The organism is Glycomyces terrestris (genome assembly GCF_003933745.1).
Taxonomy (GTDB): domain Bacteria; phylum Actinomycetota; class Actinomycetes; order Mycobacteriales; family Micromonosporaceae; genus Glycomyces; species Glycomyces terrestris.
This window is the reverse complement of record NZ_RSEB01000001.1, coordinates 1,087,593-1,105,213: the sequence shown is the minus strand read 5'-3', so window position 1 is coordinate 1,105,213 and position 17,621 is coordinate 1,087,593. Positions and strand designations below refer to the sequence as shown.

At 71.6% G+C, this 17,621-nt stretch carries 16 protein-coding genes; 9 read left to right on the top strand and 7 right to left on the bottom strand.

Annotation, left to right across the window (positions count from 1 at the left end):
- Positions 1-10 precede the first annotated feature (10 nt).
- From pspM to cimA, 3 genes are all read left to right on the top strand, one after another.
- A complete protein-coding gene (gene pspM, locus EIW28_RS05220) occupies positions 11-811 on the top strand; it encodes a phage shock envelope stress response protein PspM (RefSeq protein WP_125246605.1) in 801 nt (266 codons plus the stop codon).
- Positions 812-847: 36 nt separating this feature from the next.
- On the top strand, positions 848-1,579 hold the full coding sequence (locus EIW28_RS05215) for a hypothetical protein (RefSeq protein WP_125246604.1): 732 nt from the start codon (positions 848-850) through the stop codon (positions 1,577-1,579).
- Between the two features lie 303 nt (positions 1,580-1,882).
- Positions 1,883-3,508, top strand: a complete 1,626-nt coding sequence (gene cimA, locus EIW28_RS05210) for a citramalate synthase (RefSeq protein ID WP_232013802.1) — start codon at positions 1,883-1,885, stop codon at positions 3,506-3,508.
- A 146-nt stretch (positions 3,509-3,654) separates the two neighbouring features.
- Here cimA and EIW28_RS05205 read toward each other — a convergent pair whose 3' ends face one another.
- On the bottom strand, positions 3,655-4,797 hold the full coding sequence (locus tag EIW28_RS05205) for a PQQ-binding-like beta-propeller repeat protein (RefSeq protein ID WP_125246603.1): 1,143 nt from the start codon (positions 4,795-4,797) through the stop codon (positions 3,655-3,657).
- A gap of 228 nt (positions 4,798-5,025) precedes the next feature.
- Here EIW28_RS05205 and EIW28_RS05200 point away from each other — a divergent pair, with 228 nt between their 5' ends.
- From EIW28_RS05200 to gltX, 3 genes are all read left to right on the top strand, one after another.
- The gene (locus EIW28_RS05200) at positions 5,026-5,367 is read left to right on the top strand and encodes a hypothetical protein (protein ID WP_125246602.1); all 342 of its coding nucleotides are present in this window, start codon (positions 5,026-5,028) and stop codon (positions 5,365-5,367) included.
- A 103-nt stretch (positions 5,368-5,470) separates the two neighbouring features.
- Positions 5,471-6,247, top strand: a complete 777-nt coding sequence (locus EIW28_RS05195; protein WP_125246601.1) for a fumarylacetoacetate hydrolase family protein — start codon at positions 5,471-5,473, stop codon at positions 6,245-6,247.
- Positions 6,240-7,706, top strand: coding sequence for a glutamate--tRNA ligase (gene gltX, locus EIW28_RS05190; protein WP_125246600.1), 1,467 nt, complete (start codon positions 6,240-6,242; stop codon positions 7,704-7,706). Before EIW28_RS05195 ends, gltX begins: the two co-directional genes overlap by 8 nt.
- A 59-nt stretch (positions 7,707-7,765) precedes the next feature.
- Here the strand turns inward: gltX and EIW28_RS05185 are convergent, their stop codons facing one another.
- Both EIW28_RS05185 and EIW28_RS05180 read right to left on the bottom strand, forming a co-directional pair.
- Positions 7,766-8,077 (bottom strand): DUF397 domain-containing protein, encoded by a 312-nt coding sequence (locus EIW28_RS05185; protein WP_125246599.1) that lies wholly within the window; start codon positions 8,075-8,077, stop codon positions 7,766-7,768.
- Entirely contained in the window at positions 8,052-8,879 is an 828-nt protein-coding gene (locus EIW28_RS05180; protein ID WP_158630292.1) for a helix-turn-helix domain-containing protein, read from the bottom strand. The genes EIW28_RS05185 and EIW28_RS05180 overlap by 26 nt, the downstream gene beginning before the upstream one ends.
- Before the next feature lie 395 nt (positions 8,880-9,274).
- On the opposite strand from EIW28_RS05180, the gene EIW28_RS05175 reads away from it, so the two are divergent.
- The 3 genes from EIW28_RS05175 (at position 9,275) to EIW28_RS05165 (ending at position 11,608) form a co-directional block, all read left to right on the top strand.
- Positions 9,275-9,559, top strand: coding sequence for a PadR family transcriptional regulator (locus EIW28_RS05175; RefSeq protein WP_408612187.1), 285 nt, complete (start codon positions 9,275-9,277; stop codon positions 9,557-9,559).
- Positions 9,560-9,561: 2 nt separating this feature from the next.
- Positions 9,562-10,608, top strand: a complete 1,047-nt coding sequence (locus EIW28_RS05170; RefSeq protein ID WP_125246596.1) for a DUF1700 domain-containing protein — start codon at positions 9,562-9,564, stop codon at positions 10,606-10,608.
- A gap of 307 nt (positions 10,609-10,915) precedes the next feature.
- A complete protein-coding gene (locus EIW28_RS05165) occupies positions 10,916-11,608 on the top strand; it encodes an aggregation-promoting factor C-terminal-like domain-containing protein (protein WP_197717068.1) in 693 nt (230 codons plus the stop codon).
- Positions 11,609-11,695: 87 nt separating this feature from the next.
- Here the strand turns inward: EIW28_RS05165 and EIW28_RS05160 are convergent, their stop codons facing one another.
- The 4 genes from EIW28_RS05160 to EIW28_RS05130 form a co-directional block, all read right to left on the bottom strand.
- A complete protein-coding gene (locus tag EIW28_RS05160) occupies positions 11,696-12,613 on the bottom strand; it encodes a hypothetical protein (RefSeq protein ID WP_125246595.1) in 918 nt (305 codons plus the stop codon).
- Positions 12,614-12,754: 141 nt separating this feature from the next.
- The gene (locus tag EIW28_RS05155) at positions 12,755-13,516 is read right to left on the bottom strand and encodes a carbonic anhydrase (protein WP_125246594.1); all 762 of its coding nucleotides are present in this window, start codon (positions 13,514-13,516) and stop codon (positions 12,755-12,757) included.
- Positions 13,517-14,014: 498 nt separating this feature from the next.
- Positions 14,015-16,447 (bottom strand): AAA family ATPase, encoded by a 2,433-nt coding sequence (locus EIW28_RS24105; protein WP_158630291.1) that lies wholly within the window; start codon positions 16,445-16,447, stop codon positions 14,015-14,017.
- Positions 16,447-17,601, bottom strand: a complete 1,155-nt coding sequence (locus tag EIW28_RS05130) for an exonuclease SbcCD subunit D (RefSeq protein ID WP_125246593.1) — start codon at positions 17,599-17,601, stop codon at positions 16,447-16,449. Before EIW28_RS05130 ends, EIW28_RS24105 begins: the two co-directional genes overlap by 1 nt.
- Between the last annotated feature and the right edge of the window lie 20 nt (positions 17,602-17,621).

Below are 17,621 nucleotides of genomic sequence, written 5' to 3'. Positions count from 1 at the left end.
GCACCCCCCGGTGGACGCCAAGGAGCGCAAGCGCGCCTTCAAGCGCCTGCGGTCCCGCCTGGCCTCCGCCAAGGGCTGGACCACCACTGCCGGCGGCGCTGTCGCCGGCAGTGCGTTCTTCATCCCGTACGCGGGCCTGGGCGCGCCCGACGGCGTGTGGGCCACGGTGGCGGGGTTCTCGACCGCGATGGCGGTGGTCCGCTGGCTCGACTACCGGCGCCTGGCGCGGGCGCTGCCGTCCGAGGAGCGGGCCTCGCTGGAGATCCACGGCCCCGCGAAGCTGACGCGGGAGGCGCAGGGCCTGGTCGGCGACGCGGCCCAGGCGATCCGGCGCGGGCGCATCCGCGGCCAGTTCAAGCACAGCCGGGCGCTCGCGCCCTACGACCGCCTGGAGCAGGCGTCGGTCGCGGCCGAGCGGATGGCCGAGCGGCTCAAGGGGAACGACGAGGCACTCGCGATCCTGGCCGGGGCCGGGAAGGCCGGGCGGGAGCTGTACCAGCTCGCGTTGAGCGTCAAGGACGTCGAGCAGGCGATGGCGGTGTCCCCGGCGATGAAGCGCTCGGGGCTCCAGGACGGCCTCGACCGGATGGTCGAGCGCCTGGAGGCGGGCGTGGCCGCGTACGAGGACATGGTGAGCGCGGCGGGGGAGTGCCTGGCCGGTTCGATCGGGCTCCAGCACGAGCTGACCGCGCACCGCGCGGACGAGACGCTCGACATGCTCACCGACGCGGCGGACCGCCTGCGTGCGGCCGGTGACGCGGCGAGTGAGATCCGCGGCCGCCTCGGCCCGCAGCGCGGTGCGACCGGCTGACGAACGTGAATATGTCTAATTTGGTGTAATTCGAGGGTGAAAGCCCTTGTACTCCGAGTCCCCGCGGTCGCCGTTCTCGCCCTGACCGCTTGGGCCGCACCGGTCTCCGCCGCCCCGCTTCCCGAGGGCGCCGCGACCCTCTTCCTCAAGGAACACCGTGAGCTCCCGCTCGCCGTCGAGGACGGCCGCGCCGTCCTCGCCGCCGAGCCGGACCTGTGGACCCTGCGCCCGGTCGAGGCCCTCCAGGACCTCGGCGGCCACCACATCGTCCACGACGACACCGGGCAGTGCCTCACCGCCGACACCTCCGGCGGCGAGGAGGTCGTCCCGGTGGTCCTCGCCGACTGCGCGGACGCCGCCGTCTGGCGGGTGGTGCACAACGACCTGTCCTCCCAGGACGATCTGCGGTTCATCACCGACGACGACTACTTCCTGGGCCTGCCCGACGACGTCGACCCGGCCCCGGGCGCGCTCGTCGTCGCCGTCGACCCCGAGTCGGGCCAGTCGCACCACTCGCAGGAGTGGCGGTTCTCCGAGCCGCCGCAGCCGAGCCCGTCCCCGAGCGAGCCCGCGCCGACGACTCCGCCGGTGACGACCCCGCCGCCGGAGGCGTCGTCCGAACCGACGACCCCGCCCGCGGCGCCGCAGCTGCCGACCACCGGCGCGGGCCTCGGCGTGGCCGTGGGCGGCGGCGCGGTCGCCCTCGCGGGCGGCAGCGCGGCCGTGCTGTGGTGGCAGCGACGCCGCGCCCTGCGCCACCACTGGTAGACCCGGCGCGGCGGCCCGCCGCGCCACCTGCGCGACACCTGCCTTCCACGACACTCTGCCTTCCACGACACACTGAATCCCACGATGCGGGAAATGCTGGTTCGGTCCTGCGGCCGGTGGCATACTTCGACTCGTGACTGTCCAGCTCATGATTAGCTGCGGGCGTTCCGCGAGGCCGTAGATGCCATCGCCGAACGCCAGACCTCCTGCGCCCGCAGGGGGTCTTTTTCGTTCAGGGCAAACGAACGTTCAGGTCCGGCGCGCAGTACAGGACCCATCGCAAGAGAGAACTTGGAGCACCAAGTGACGCAAGCAGACTCCGCACAAGGCGACTTCCACGTCTTCGACACCACGCTCCGCGACGGCGCGCAGATGGAGGGCCTCCGCTACTCCGTCGCCGACAAGCTCGCGGTGGCCGAGCTCCTCGACGAGCTCGGCGTCGACTACATCGAGGGCGGCTGGCCCGGTGCGATCCCCTCGGACACCGAGTTCTTCGCCCGCGCCGCGGACGAGCTGAACTTCAAGCACGCCAAGCTCGTCGCCTTCGGCATGACCCGGCGGGCCGCCTCCACCGCAGCCGACGACCCCGGCTTCCAGGCCCTCCTCGACTCCCGCGCCCCCGTGCTGTGCCTCGTCGCCAAGTCCGACATGCGCCACGTCGAGCAGGCCCTGCGCACCACCCCCGAAGAGAACCTCGCGATGATCGCCGACTCCGTCCGCACCGGGCGCGAGCACGACCGCCAGGTCTTCATCGACTGCGAGCACTTCTTCGACGGCTTCCGCAACGACCCGGCGTACGCCACCCTCGTCGTCAAGACCGCCCTCGACGCCGGTGCCGAAGCGGTCGTCCTGTGCGACACCAACGGCGGCTCGATCCCCTCCGACATCACCGCGGCCGTCACCGACCTGCGCCGCCGCCTCGCCGCCGACCTCCCGCCCGAGCGCATCCGCCTCGGCATGCACGCCCAGAACGACACCGGCTGCGCCGTCGCGAACACCATCGCCGCCGTCGAGGCCGGCGCCATGCACGTCCAGGGCACCGCCAACGGCTACGGCGAGCGCCCCGGCAACGCGAACCTGTTCACCGTCATCGCGATCCTCGAGACGAAGCTCGGCCGCAAGGTCCTCCCCGAGGGCGGCCTCGAGAAGCTCACCCGCGTCTCCCACGCCATCGCCGAGATCGCGAACATGGCCCCCGACGAGCACGCCCCCTACACCGGGCACGCCGCGTTCGCCCACAAGGCCGGCATCCACGCCTCCGCCATCAAGGCCGACCCGGCCCTGTACAACCACGTCGACCCCGTCGTCGTCGGCAACGACATGCGCATCCTCGTCACCGAGATGGCCGGCCGCGCCTCCGTCGAGCTCAAGGGCCGCGAGATCGGCATCGACCTCTCCGGCGACAAGGACGCCCTCGACCGGATTACCAAGCGCGTCAAGGAACTCGAGTCCCGCGGCTGGTCCTTCGAAGCCGCCGACGCCTCCTTCGAGCTGCTCGTACGCGACGAGGTCGAAGGCGGCCTGCCGCGGCCCTTCACCCTCGACACCTACCGCGTCATCGTCGACCACGACCCCAACGGCGCCACGGTCGCCGAGGCCACCGTCCGCGTCGACATCCACGGCGAGCACGGCGAAGCCGACGAGCACAGGATCTCCACCGCGCAGGGCAACGGCCCGGTCAACGCCCTCGACGCCGCCCTGCGCTCGGCGCTCGCGGCCCGCCACCCGCGCCTGGCCGAGCTCACCCTCTCCGACTTCAAGGTCCGCATCCTCGCCGGCTCCAAGGGCACCGACGCGGTCACGCGCGTCCTCATCTCCATGAGCGACGGCGAGGCCGAGTGGACCACGGTCGGCGTGGCCCCCAACCTCATCGAAGCCTCCTGGAACGCGCTGGCCGACGGCCTCGCGTACGGCCTCAACCGCCGTTAGGCAGTCGATTCCACTACCGCCACAAGCGGAACAGACCCGGGGGCCGTCCACGAGACCGGCCCCTCGCCCGGCCCGCGCCGACCGTGCGGGAGGGACGCGACAAAGGGGTCCGATCAGCCGATCGGACCCCTTGCGCGCGCCTGGCGTCAGTCGAAGACCGCGAGGCGCTTCTGCTCCATCGTGCCGCCGCCGAAGGTCGTGAACGAGCCGCCGACGCTCAGGTTCGCGCCCGACGGGTGCGCGGTCGCGTCCCAGGCGCCCACGACGCCGTTCGCGCCCGGGTTCCACGGCAGCAGGTTCCCGCTCAGGTCGACCGCGAGGAGCTTCCCGCGCTCGGCCTTGACCCCGTCGACGCACTCGCCGAGCGGCCCGGCGTGGTTCGTGACGCACGCCTTGTCGAAGTGGCCGCCGCCGATGACGGCGTTGCCCCACACCTCGACGGTCTGCATCCCGCCGTCCACGGCCTGGTACCAGAGGGTCTCGCCGGTGGTCGTGAACGCCCGGATCTCGCCGCCGCGCCCGTCGAGCGCCGCGTAGACGCGGTCACCGGCGACGACGACCTCGCGAGTGAGGACGTACACCTTCGCGACGAACCCGGTGTCGACGGCACCCGAGGCGGGGTTGACCGCGCCGAGCTTGCCGTACTTCTTGTCGTTCCCGATCATCGAGAACACCCCGGCGACGTACAGGCGCCCGTGCCCGGTCTGGAGGTCGCGCACCGCGCCCTCGGACACGTTGGGCGCGAACGCGGTGACGGGCGCGCCGGTGGCGGCGGTGACGGCCGCGAGGCGCGGCTGCACGTGCCCGCCGACGGACGTGAACGTCCCGCCGAGGTAGACCGTGGCGCCGGCGGGCTCGACCGAGTACACGGTGGCGCTCGGCTTGGGCTTCCAGGCAGCGTCGAGCTCGCCGGTGCTCAGGTTGAAGCGGGCGACCCGGGCCATGGCGACCCCGTCGACCTCGGTGAACTTCCCGGCGATGTACAGGTAGCCGCCGCCGGTCTTGACCTCGTGGACCGAGCCGTTCAGGACCGGCGCGAACGGCAGCAGCGCGCCGGTGCGGGAGTTCACCGCCGCCAGGTAGGTGCGGCCGGCGAAGGTCCCGTCGGTCTGCCGGGCCCGGGTGAAGAGGCCGCCGGAGTACACGGTGTCGCCGTGGTAGGCGACCTTGATGACCTGGTTGTTGAAGGAGGCGGTCGCCTGCGGGAGGCTGGAGTCGATGGCCCCCGCGGGGACCTGGATGAACAGGAGGGCCGCGAACAGGGCGGAGAGTGCGATCAGACGGCGCATCCGGGCAGTGTTGCACGCACGCGCGGCCGCTCCCGGTATTCGCGGCGGCGCGTCAGTCATGACCGGGCGCACAGGTCCCGCCGGCGGGTGACCTCCGCACGAGACCGCCCCGCACCGGACCGCGCCGCACGGACCGCACCGCACCGGACCGGACCGCGCGGCCGCTTCACCCCGGCGCGGGCGAATGCGGTCACCGGGTCCGTTGCCGCGCCGTACTAGAGTTGCAGTGTGACTTCCTACAAGACCGATCGCGCCCGCGCGGCGGCCCTCGCCGCGGACTCGGCCGTGTACGGACGCCGCCGGTTCGGCGCCGGGTTCTTCCTCGGCCTGGTGATCCTGGTGATCCTCGCGTTCTCCCTCGGCTTCGTGCTCGACTCGGGCTTCGGCGTGACCCTGCGGGTCCGCCTCGGCGTGACGGCCGTGTCGCTCCTGGTCGCGACCCCGCTCACGTGCACGCTCGGCTTCCTCGTCGGCATGTTCGGCCGCGTGCGCCGCCTCGGCATGGGCATCGTCGTGGGCGCGCTCGTCGGCACCGTGATCCTCGCGGGCCTGTTCCTGCTCCTGCGCTAGCGTGACCGCCGCACCGGCCGCGCGGGAGCGCCGTGCCCCGTCCCGCCCCGCGAACTAAGCTGAGGCCGCAAGCTTCCGATCCAGTCTTAGAGAGGGGCCGACTGTGCGGATCGCGCGGATCGCTCACCCCACCGGCATGTCGTTCGCTGTCCTCGAAGGGGAGGGGCCCGGGGCCACCGCCGCGGAGATCGAGGGGCACCCGTTCGCGCAGATCAAGCTCACCGGCCAGCGCTGGGCGCTCGACGACGTGCGGCTGCTCGCCCCGATCCTGCCGTCCAAGGTCGTGTGCGTGGGCCGCAACTACGCCGAGCACGCCGCCGAGCTCGGCAACGAGGTCCCCAAGGAGCCCTTGATCTTCCTCAAGCCCTCGACCTCGGTCATCGGCCCGAGCGAGGCGATCCGCCTCCCGGCCGTGTCCGACCAGGTCGAGCACGAGGCCGAACTCGCCGTCGTCATCGGCCTGCACGGCGCCCGCAACCTCGACCGCGAGGCCGCCAAGGGCGCGATCTACGGCTACACCTGCGCGAACGACGTCACCGCCCGCGACCTCCAGCGACAGGACGTGCAGTTCACCCGCGCCAAGGGCTTCGACTCCTTCTGCCCGCTCGGCCCCTGGATCGAGACCGACGCCGACGTTTCCGACGCCGAGGTCCGCTGCGAGGTGAACGGCGAGGTCCGCCAGCTCGGCAGCACCAAGGACATGGTGTTCGACCCCGCGGCCCTCGTCGCGTACGTCTCGCAGATCATGACGCTGATCCCCGGCGACGTGGTGCTCACCGGCACCCCCGCCGGCGTGGGCCCGATCCAGGCGGGCGAGACCGTCTCCGTTTCCGTCGCCGGCATCGGCACGCTGTCCAACAAGGTGATCGCCAGTGAGTAAGGTCCGCACCCGCTTCTGCCCCAGCCCCACCGGCACCCCGCACGTGGGCCTGGTGCGCACCTGCCTGTTCTCGTGGGGCTACGCCCGCGCGAAGGGCGGCGAGTTCGTGTTCCGCATCGAGGACACCGACGCCGCCCGCGACTCCGAGGAGTCGTACGAGCAGCTCCTCGAGGCCCTCTCGTGGCTCGGCATGACCTGGGACGAGGGCCCCGACATCGGCGGCCCTTACGCCCCCTACCGCCAGTCGCAGCGCCTCGACGTCTACGCCGACGTGATCAAGCGCCTCCTGGAGGGCGGCTACGCCTACGAGGCGTTCTCCACGAACGAGGAGGTCGAGGCCCGCCACCGGGCCGCCGGCCGCGACCCGAAGCTCGGCTACGACAACTTCGACCGCGACCTCACCGAGGATCAGAAGGCCGCCTACCGCGCCGAGGGCCGCAAGCCGGTGTACCGCATGCGGATGCCGAACGAGGACATCGTGTTCCAGGACGCGGTCCGCGGCGAGGTCCGCACCCCGGCCGGCACCGTCCCCGACTACGTGATCGCCCGCGGCGACGGCTCGCCGCTGTACACGCTGACCAACCCGGTCGACGACGCGCTCATGAAGGTCAACATGGTCACCCGCGGCGAGGACCTGATGCCCTCGACGCCGCGCCAGATCGTCATGTGGCGCGCGCTGGTCGAGCTGGGCCTGGCCGACGAGGTGCCGGAGTACGCGCACCTGCCGCTCATCGTGGACGAGCGCGGCAAGAAGATGTCGAAGCGCGACCCGCGCTCGAACCTCTTGCAGTACAAGGAGGCCGGGTACCTGCCCGAGGGCGTGCTCAACTACGTGGCGACGCTCGGCTGGTCGATCTCGGGCGACCGCGACACGTTCACGGTGGCCGAGTTCCTGTCGGCCTTCGACCTGCACGACGTCAAGTCGAACCCGGCGCGGTTCGACGAGAAGAAGTTCGACGCGATCTGCGCCGACCACTTCCGCATGACCGACACCGCCGAGCTCACCCGCCTGCTGCTGCCGCGCCTGCGCGAGGCGGGCCTGATCGGCGACGCCCCGACCTCGACCGAGGCGCACATCCTCGACGTGGCGGTGCCGCTGGTCCAGGAGCGCTGCACGACCCTCTCGCAGGCCGTGGAGATGCTGCGGTTCCTGTTCTGCGGCACCGAGGTCGCGATCGACGAGGACAGCGCGAAGAAGACCTTCAAGGACGACGCCGCGCAGGTCCTCGACGCTTCGATCGCGGCCCTTGAGGGCATCGAGTGGACCACCGCGAACATCGAGGAGGCCCTCAAGGCCGCCCTGGTCGACGGCATGGGCCTCAAGCCGCGCAAGGCGTTCGGCCCGGTCCGCGTCGCGATCAGCGGCAAGACCGTCTCCCCGCCCCTGTACGAGTCGATGGAGCTCTTGGGCGCCGAGGTGAGCCTGGCGCGCCTGCGCGCCGCCCGGGCGACGCTCTAAGCGACACATACGAAACCGGCCCCGCGCGTCAGCGCGGGGCCGGTTCCGTTTGTCTCGGGTTAGCTTGCGGCACTGAGCAGCGCAGTGAGGTCGGCGCTGGCGAGGCCGAAGACGGGGGAGTCGTCACCGAGCTTGGAGTCTCGGATGTGGAAGCCGTCGTCGGTGCACGCGCACAGTTCGACGCATTCGGAGGTGCCGGAGCCGTTGCTGCGAGCGCTCTTGCGCCAGTTCCGCCGAAGCTCGACGCAGTCGGAGTTGCCGTCGCCGCCGCTGTGGCTGCTCTTGCGCCACGAGCGGCGGAGTTCGACACAGCTGCTGGTGCCGCTGCCGTTGCTACGAGTGCTCTTACGCCAAGCGGTCACGTTCTGCATCAAGGAACTCCTTTAGTGGTGTTGCATGCTTCCAGTTCTTCTTGATGAGCTCATGGTACGCCTGAACCCGGTCACGCTCCTCGATGCACCAGCTGAGGTCATGGATTTCGGTGTAGACGAACGGGGGCCCAGCAGTGGGACTGTCGCCGGGCACATAGACCTCGAACGGACCGGGCAGGGTAGATGCCGAGTGCATGACCCGAATCTCCCACCCTTCGCGGGCGTTGCACTCGCGAAGGTATTCGACCTGCTCACGGCGGTCTGCGAGCTCCATGTCCTTGAGGTGGAAGAAGACGCTGGAGCCGATCAAGATGCTCATGCGGTACTTCGTGCGCCGTTGCTTGAGCTCGGACTGCCGCTCCTTCTTGAAGGTCCAACCGAACCGCGAGAGCTGCTCGGTGAGCTCTTCGACCACTTTGAGGATCTGTTCCTGATAGGCGCGGACCTGTGTGATGCCCGGCAGGATCAAGGGCTCCCACTTCCAGATCGACCCGTAATGCAGCTCGGCGAGCGCCAGGCACAGCGCGTTCTCGCGGGGCGTCAGCTCGATGTTGTGCGAGCTGTCGGCAAGGGCGAGGCGGTACAAGAAGGCCTTGATCTCCCCTTTGATCCCCAGCACATCGCAGATCTTCTCGATCTGGGAGGAGTGAGGCTGGGACCGCCTGTGCTCCCAGTTGGCGATGGTCGCGGGGGAGAGGTTGAGCTCCCTGGCCAGCTCGGCCTGGCTCCACTTCCTCCGCAAGCGGGCATCGCGGAATCGAACGCTCGCATTCCATTCGGTCAGGGACGAGGGAGCCGGCATGGATACCTCCAACGTACTTGGTGGGAGATTCAGGGTCGCATGAATCGGTTTGTCTCGCGGAGCGTCACGCGCCGCAATCTCTTGTGCCATAAGGAATGACCGTCAACGATTGGGGGCCTTTCCTTGAGGGTATCGGCGGGTGCGAGCACTCCAGTTCCACTATGGAGTTGTTGCCGCCAGTACCAATTTCGTATCCCTGTGCGTACATCGAGTGTCCCATCCGCATCAGGAGCCGTCATCACTCAATCGAGTGGTAAATCTTCAGCCTGGCTTCAGGTTCTGGTAGGCGAAGCGCGGCCGGCGCGCTCGCGCGCCGGAGCTACTGTGCATTGCATGGTACTGTGTAACGCGTGGACCGATCGCAACTGCTCAAGGGCCTGCTCGACATCATCGTCATGCGGGTCCTGGCCGACGAGGACGCCTACGGGTACGAGATCCTCCACCGCCTCCGCAGGGCCGGCTTCGAGGAGCTCGGGGACGCCACCGTGTACGGCACCCTCCGGCGCCTCTACAAGGCAGGCCACCTCTCCACGTACGTGATGCCCAGCGACGCCGGGCCGCACCGGAAGTACTACGCGCTCACCGAGTCCGGCCGGGCCCGCCTGCTCCAGATGCGCGAAGCATGGGAGGACGTCAGCGCCAAGATGCGCGCGCTCCTCGACCCACCAGAGAAAGGCTGACGATGACCGACCACCCCCGCGAGTCCGAGGCGGCGGCCTACCTGGCCGAGGTCCGCCGCCACCTCGCCGACCTGCCGACCGGCGTCCGCGACGAACTCCTCGCCGATCTGGAGGCCCACCTCAACGAGGTCGCCGCCGACCTCGAACCCGGCGCCACCCTCGCGGGCCGCCTCGGCTCGCCAGAGGCGTACGCCGCCGAGCTGCGCGACACGGTCTACGTCGAAGGCTCGCCCGGCGAGCCGACGCGCCCCGCCCGGCTCCAGGCCCTCGGCGCCGCCGTCACGCGCGGACTCGACCGGATCACCGGCAGCGCCGGCGCGGGCACCTTCGCCGAGCTCCGGCAGTCGCTCAAGCCCGCCTGGTGGATCGTGCGCGGGATCGCGGCCGCCGGGCTCATCGCCTGGATCGTGCTGCGCCTGGAGCAGAACTTCGCTTGGGCCGCACTGGAACGGCCGCTCCTGACCATCGCCGCGATCCTCGCGCTGGCGCTGCCGCTCGCCTGGTACTCAGTGCGCCTTGGGAACCGGTCCGAAGGCTGGCGTCAGAGCGGACGCACCGCCGTCGCCCTCGCGGGGATCGCGCTCGTCGGTTTCACCGCCGTGCGCGCCGCAGACGTCATCTTCGGCGAGCAGTTCTCCTTCTACGACGGCTCCGGGTACTCCCCGTATGCCGCGGTGAACGACGTCTACCCGTACACCGCGGACGGCGAGCTGCTGACCGGCGTGTACCTCCTCGACCAGAACGGCAACCCGCTGTACCTCGGCGACCCGTCCCAGTGCTCGGTGCTCACCGACGACATGTACGACCTCCCGGACAACGCCGACGACCCGTACGGCGACGCCCCCACCGACTGGGACTACGGCTACCGCTACCCGATCTGCGCGCCGCCCGCCGAGGGCCCCACGCCCGGGGAGTCGGAGACCGAGGAGGCCCCGACGTCGGCGGAGGAGCCGACCGAGTCGGCGTCCGAGTCCGAGTCGCCGAGCGAGTCGCCGTCCGAGGAGTCCGCGTCGCCCACCGAGTCGCCCTCGCCCTCCCCGACCGGCTGACCCATGCGTCACACCGGCCCCGTCCGCACCAGGACGGGGCCGTCCTGTTGCCTCCTGTGACATTGCTCTCTGTGGACCTACGGGGAAGAAGGTCGAGCGGCCCGTCCGGTGTCAATGGGCCGTTCGGAGGAGCGGACGCGCCGCGGTCTCCGGCGTAAGGCCCGGCGCTCGCGATACCGCCGCTATCGGGCGAGACGGGCACACAAGCCCATCCGGTACAGGCGTCGATGTGCCGTATTGTCGCCGTTACTCAGTGGTACGGCCGCGGCGTTTCGCACTTCTAGGGTTACCCCCGATGTTTACCCGCATGAAGACGACCCGCGCCAAGCACCGCGCCGACGAGCGCCGCCCCGGCGGCCTGCGCCGCGCCGTGCGCACTCGCGTGTTCGTGTCCTCGGCGGCCGTACTGCTTGCAGTCGGCTCGGCGAGCAGCGCGAGCGCCGCGATCATCGCGACCGACGACCCCACGCCCCAGGAGCAGCTCGCCCAGGACATCGTCGCCGACGCCGGCTCGACCGACCGGCAGTGGGACGACGTGGACCGGATGGAGAGCATCCTCCCCGAGAAGGCGGAGGCCGCTCCCGAGACCGCGCAGTCCGACCCGGCCGAGGTCCCCGCCGAGGAGGAACCGGTCGAGGAGGAGACCTCCGAGGCGTCCTCCGGACCGAGCGTCGACATCTCGGCCGAGTGCTCGGACTACTCCGGCAACCAGGCCATCGGCTGCACCATGACCCTCGACGCCGGCTGGGACATGGGCGAGTTCCAGTGCCTGGTGGACCTGTGGAACCGCGAGTCCGGCTGGAACGAGACCGCCTACAACGAGGGCTCGGGCGCGTACGGCATCCCGCAGTCGCTCCCCGGCGACAAGATGGCCTCGCACGGCGACGACTGGGAGACCAACCCGGCCACCCAGATCGCCTGGGGCCTGGACTACATCGAGGGCCGCTACGGCAGCCCGTGCGGCGCCTGGTCGCACAGCGAGTCCAACGGCTGGTACTGACGGCCGCCTAATCTGAATCCAGTGCGAACCCGGAGTTCGCTGACCCTGGGAGGCCCCGGCGCGCTCGCGCCGGGGCCTCCCGTCGTCTCAGGCGCCGGTCTCCATCGAGGCGGCGCGGACCGAGCGCAGCAGCAGCCGCGGGTCGCCGAGCATCCGCTTCAGGCGCCGCTCGAGGCCGGCGATCGGGGTGAGGTTCTGCGGGGCGCGGGCGTCCTTGTGCGCGGCCGAGCCCAGCGGCGGCAGGGCCGCGGCCGTGGCGTCGGCGAGGCCGATCGCGGCCTCCTCGCTCAGGTCGTTCGCGGCCTCGATGCGGGCGATCCCGGCCCAGCCGCGCGAGGACGTGCCCGGCAGGCGCAGGTACCACGTGTAGCGCGGCCAGCCCGACGTCAGGTGGAACACCGGGGTCCGCTGCCCGGGCCGCAGCTGCTCCACGACCGCGTTCAGCGTCTTCGGCAGATACGCGCGCTGGTGGCTCTTGATGTAGCCCACCGCGTTCGAGAGCCGGTCGCGCCCGCGCAGCGGCCCGTCGAGGACCGACAGCTCCGCGTCCATGGCGACCGTGGACGCCACCTTCGCCTCCAGCTCGGCCATGGCCGCCTGGGCGGCGCCGATGAGCTCGCCCGCGTCGGCGGACTCGACCTTGCGGAACGGGTAGCGCCCGAAGTCGGCGCCGGGGTCGACCGCGGCGAACAGGCCCCGCTCCACGGCCGCCTCGGCGACCGCGGACACGTGCCCGTCGAGGTCGCAGGCGACCGCGCCGGCGGCCCAGGAGACGCACACGCCCGGCCAGCGCTCGCCGTCCTCCAGCAGCTCCACCCGCGCGTCGACGCGGCGCACCCCGTCGACCACGACGATGCGGCGCGGCCCGCTCGCGGGCGCGTCCACGGGCCGCCAGTCGGCCGGTTCGAGCTCCACGCCGGGCTCCACGATCGCCGTGTTGCCGCGCGAGGGCGACTCGGGGTTGTCGGCGAAGGACGGGTCCCACGCGTCGACGGTGATCTGCAAGGCGCACCTGCTTTCAGGTCGATTGCGGCCCAGCCTACTTCCCGCCGTCGAGGTGCATGCGGCCCATGGAGGCCCGGGCCGGCCGCCCCCCGGCGACCGGCCCGGGCCCCGGGCCCGTCCCGAGACGGGCCCGAGTGCGCTCTACTCCTGGATCTCGGTGACGAGACCGGTCTCGAGCGAGTAGACGGCGCCGACGATCGTCAGTTCGCCGTCGGCGACGAGGGTGGCGAGGTTCGGGTGCTCGGCGAGGGCGGCCATGGCGAGGCGGACGTTCGCCTCGGTCATCGCCGCGATCGGGTCCCCGGGCGCGCCCTTGCTCGCCTCGTAGGCGGCGCGGAGCGCTTCCACGGTCTCGGGGAGCGCGTACTCGTGCTCCTCGGGCTCGTGGCCTTCGTCGGCCGCGGAGAGCGCCGCGTGGGCGGCGGTGACCGCGCCGCACTTCTGGTGGCCGAGGACGACCAGCAGGGGGGACGCCAGGGCGGCCGGGCCGTACGAGACGGACTCGGCGACAAGGGGGTTGAGGACGTTGCCGGCGGTGCGGGTGACCATGATGTCGCCGACGCCGGTGTCGAAGACGAGTTCGGGGGAGACGCGGGAGTCGACGCAGCCGAACACCGCGGCGCGGGGCTGCTGGCCCGCGACGAGGGTCTTGCGCCACCGGACGCTGGTGTGGGGGCGGGTGGCCCTGCCGCAGGCCCAGCGCTCGTTGCCGTCCAGGAGGGCTTCCCAGACCTCCTCGCCGGTGTCGGCGTCGTGGAGGTTGAGGGAGGCCGTCTGCGCGGTCGCGGGGGCGGCTGCGGCGGGGGTGGCGCCGAGGGTGAGGGCGGCGGTGGCGCCGAGGCCGATGGTGCCGGCCCCGGTGATCAGCGTGCGGCGATCGCCGCGAATGTGCAAAGTGCTCATGTTCTCAGAGGTACTTGAACATTCAAGGTTGACCGCAAGTGAACCGAGCTCATGTGGGATGCGACATAACGGGACAATTCACCGATAGGCGCGCGTCAGTATTGCGCGAGCGGATGACGTCCGTTGCGCCGTAACGAAGCCAACGGATCGAACTTACTCCTCCGCGTGGGCGGGAAGAAGGCCAGTTCGGGGCCGGATCGCGAGGGGTCACTGCGATCGTCCTCACAGGCAGGCGCGTCAACTTCGCGAGCCGCCCGTAGGGGGCGGTGCGTATGGTGCAAATCGGACGGACCGGGTGCACGGCGGGGCGCGACGCCGGCCCGATCAGCGACACCCCGGCGTACCGGAAGACGGGACGCCACAGGCCCCTGGTCGCGGCTTCACCGTCGTCGGCTTCCCGCTCCCACGACTTCATGGGCCAGGGGCCGGGCACCGGCGAGGAGATCGCCGAGTCCTGCTCGGTCGACTACGTGGTCACCCCGAGCGAAGGCCGACCGGTCAGGACCAGGTCTTCTCCACGTGGGAACCCTTGGCGTCCTTCGTGATCCGGAACCGCACCGGCACCCGCTCGGCCAGCTCCGCCACGTGCGTCACCAGGCCCACGGTGCGCCCGGCCGAGAGCGTCAGCGCCTCCAGGGTCGTCGCCACGGCGTCGAGCGTCTCCGGGTCGAGCGTGCCGAAGCCCTCGTCCAGGATGATCGACTCCAGGCTCGCCCCGTGCCGCGCCAGGCTCGCCAGCTGGTCGCTCAGCGCGAGCGCCAGCGACAGCGAGGCCGCGAACGTCTCGCCGCCCGACAGGCTCCGCGCCGGGCGCGCCATGTCGGCGTCGTGGTGGTCCACCACCCAGAAGTCCTGGTCGCGGTAGATCAGGTCGTACTGGCCGCCCGTGATCCGGTTGAGCATCACCGTCGCGCCCTCGACGAGCTCGTCGAGCGCCTCCGACAGCAGCCACTCCATGAACCGCCGCGCCTCCAGATGCGAGGCGAGGGCTTTCGCGACCTCGGCCTCGTGCGCGAACTTCCGCGTCTCCGCCTCCAGCTCCACGCGATGGCGGCGCGCCTCGGCCAGCCGCGCGGCGGCGGCCTTCGCGGTCTCCACCGCGGCCGCGTGCCTCGCGACGTAGTCGCCGCCGGTGCCGGTGCGGGGCACGTCGATGTCGAACTCGCCCAAGGCCATCCGCAGTTCGCCGCGGAGCGTGCCGGCGCGGCCGTCGAGCCCGGTCAGCTCGGTGCGGGCGGCCTCGCGCTCGCTCGCGGCCCGTTCGAGCGAGGACTTCGCCCAGTCCACGAGCGCCTCCCAGCTCGCGGCCAGGTCGTCTCCGGCCGGCGGCGGCGCGAGGGCGGCCACCTGGTCGCGGGCGTGCTGGAACTCCTTCCAGGCCCGCTGCTGGCGCTCGTCGGCGGTCTGGCGGCGCTTCTCGGCCTCGCGCAGCGCCCGCCGCGCGGCCTTGAGCGCGGCGCTGGTGCCCGCGAGCTGCTGGCGCGCCTCCTCGGAGGACGAGCGCCGCGCCTGGAGCGCGGCGGGCTCGTCCACCCCTTCGAGGCGCTTCTTCAAGCGCCCCTCGGCCAGGCGCAGCTCGGTGAGCCGCTCCTCGTAGTTCTCCAGCTTCGTCTGGAGCGCGACCACGGCGGCCTGTGCGTCCCGGAACTCCACCGTCGCCGTGCGGGAGGCCTCTTCGGCCTGCTGCATGGTCTCCGAGAGGTCGTGCGAGGGCACGGTCTCCACCGGCCGGTCGCAGACGGGGCACTCGTCGCCCACGGCGAGCCCGGCCCGGAGCGTCCCGGCCAGCTCGGCCATCCGGACCTTGTGGAGGGACGCGTGCTGGATCTCGACCTCCTCGCCGGCGGCCTCCTCCAGCTCCTTCGCCTCCGCGAACTGGTCGCGCAGCTCCTCGGTGAGCTCCTCGCCGGTCTTCAGCTTCGATTGCGTCTCGGCGAGCTCGGCCCACGCCTTGAGCTGGCGCTCGATGAGCCCCAGGTCGAGGCCGTCGAGCTCGGCGCGCAGCCGCTCGTCCTCGGCCTCGGTCGCCTCGACCTCGGCGGCCTTGGACGCCACCGCGGCGGCCGCGTCCGCGACCTGCGCGGCGATGTCCGCGACCCCGTCGGGCCGCTTGATGTACGTGAGCGAGGCCAGGTTCGCCTCGGCCTCGGCCAGGCGGCGGCGGGCCGAGTCGACGGCCGCGGCCAGCCCGTCGAGGGCGTTCGCCTTGTCGCGCACCGGCTCGGTGAGCTTCTCCAGCTGCTCGACGCGCTCGGCGGCGCCCGCGATCTCGGCGTCCGTGACGGCCGGGACCCGCGCGAGCTGCGCCTCCAGGGTCTTCATCGCCGTCGTCGCCGCGTCCCGCTTCGCGCCCGCGAGCTGCTGCACGCGCCGGTAGACGCTGTGCCCCAGCAGGTTCTCCAGGATCTTGCGCCGGTCGGCGGGGGAGGCGTGGAGGAACTCCGCGAACTCGCCCTGGGGGAGGAGCACGCACTTGGTGAACTGCTCGAACGGCAGCCCGATGACCCGCTCGGCCGCGGCCGAGACCTCGCTCGGACTGCCCGCGAGCGCCCGGCCCAGGCCCTCCACCAGCGCCTCGTCGTCGGCCGGGTCCACGCCGTCCGGCAGCTGCTCCAGCGCGGCCGTGGTCGTCTTGACCTTGCCGTTCCGGTCGCGGCGCAGGATGCGCGTGGCCACGTAGTGGGTGCCGGCCGCGGCGAACACCAGCCGCACCCGTCCCTCCACCGCGGACGGCGCGATGGCGTTCTGCGTGGTGTTCACCCGCCACCGCGGCGTGCGCCCGTACAGCGCGAAGCACATCGCGTCGAGCACGGTCGACTTCCCGGCCCCGGTGGGCCCGGTGAGCGCGAAGAAGTCGACGTCGGTGAAGTCGAACGTCTCGGTGCCCGTGTAGGACGCGAACCCGTTGAGGTCCAGCCGGATCGGACGCATCAGGCCTCCTCGGCCACGGTCTGGGTGTCTTCGTACAGCTGCGAGAACAGCTTCGCGACGGCCGGGTCGTCGTGGCCGTTCTCGCTCAGGTACGCGCCGAACAGCTCCCCGGGGCTGCGCCCCGAGCGCCGCTCGCGCGGCTCGGTGCGGTCGACGCGCATGACCGGGTCGATGTGGATCTGGACGGCGCGCGGGAACAGGTCGGCGACCTCGGCCCGCAGGCCCGCGCGGGCGGGCTCGGTGACGAACACGCGCAGCCAGGCTCGCTCGTCCGGCTCGGCCTTCGCGAGCTGTTCGAGGCTGCCGCGCACGGTCTGGAGCGGCACCGCCTCCGTCAGCGGCACCGTCCGGACCTTCGCCGGGATGCCCGGGCTGACCTCGACGATCGCGACGCCGGGCGTGTGGTCCTCCTCGCCGAAGTCCACCGCGAGCGGCGCCCCCGAGTAGCGGATCGGGCAGGGCCCGGTGATCGCCTGGCCCTTGTGCAGGTGCCCAAGGGCCACATACGAAGTGGTGGGCGGGAAGATCGCGGCCGGCACGGCGTAGTCGGCCACGGTGTGGACCTCGCGCTCGCCGCCGCCGACCCTGCCGCCGACCACGGTCAGGTGCCCGGTGAACAGGTTGACGGTGTCGGCCCCGAAGTCCTGGGTGAGCGCGGCGACGAGGCGGCGCAGGTGGTCGGCGTAGTTCGCCTCGGCGCCGGCCGCGCCGAGCTCGAACAGCTCGGCGGCGCGCACGGCGTGGCGCTGCGCGATGAACGGCAGGGCCGCGCACTTCCACCGCTCCCCGCCGGCGGTCTCGCCGGTGATCAGGTGGTCGGCGGCCTTGCCGAGGCTGCCGCGCAGGTGGATCCCGGCGGCGTGGGCCCATTCGCGCAGGGCGTCGAGGGCCTTGCCGTTGTCGTGGTTGCCCGCGATGACGACGACCTCGGCGCCGGTGCGGCGCAGCGCCGACAGCGCGGCGGTGAGCAGCTTCTGCGCCTCGCTCGACGGCGAGGCGGTGTCGAACAGGTCCCCGGCGACGATCACGAGGTCCACGGCTTCGGCCTTGGCGACGTCGACGATCTGCTTGAAGACCGCGCGCTGCTCGTCGAGGCGCGGGCGCCCCTTGAGGGTGACGCCCACGTGCCAGTCGGAAGTGTGGAGGATGCGCAATGTGTACCCCTTCTCGGCGG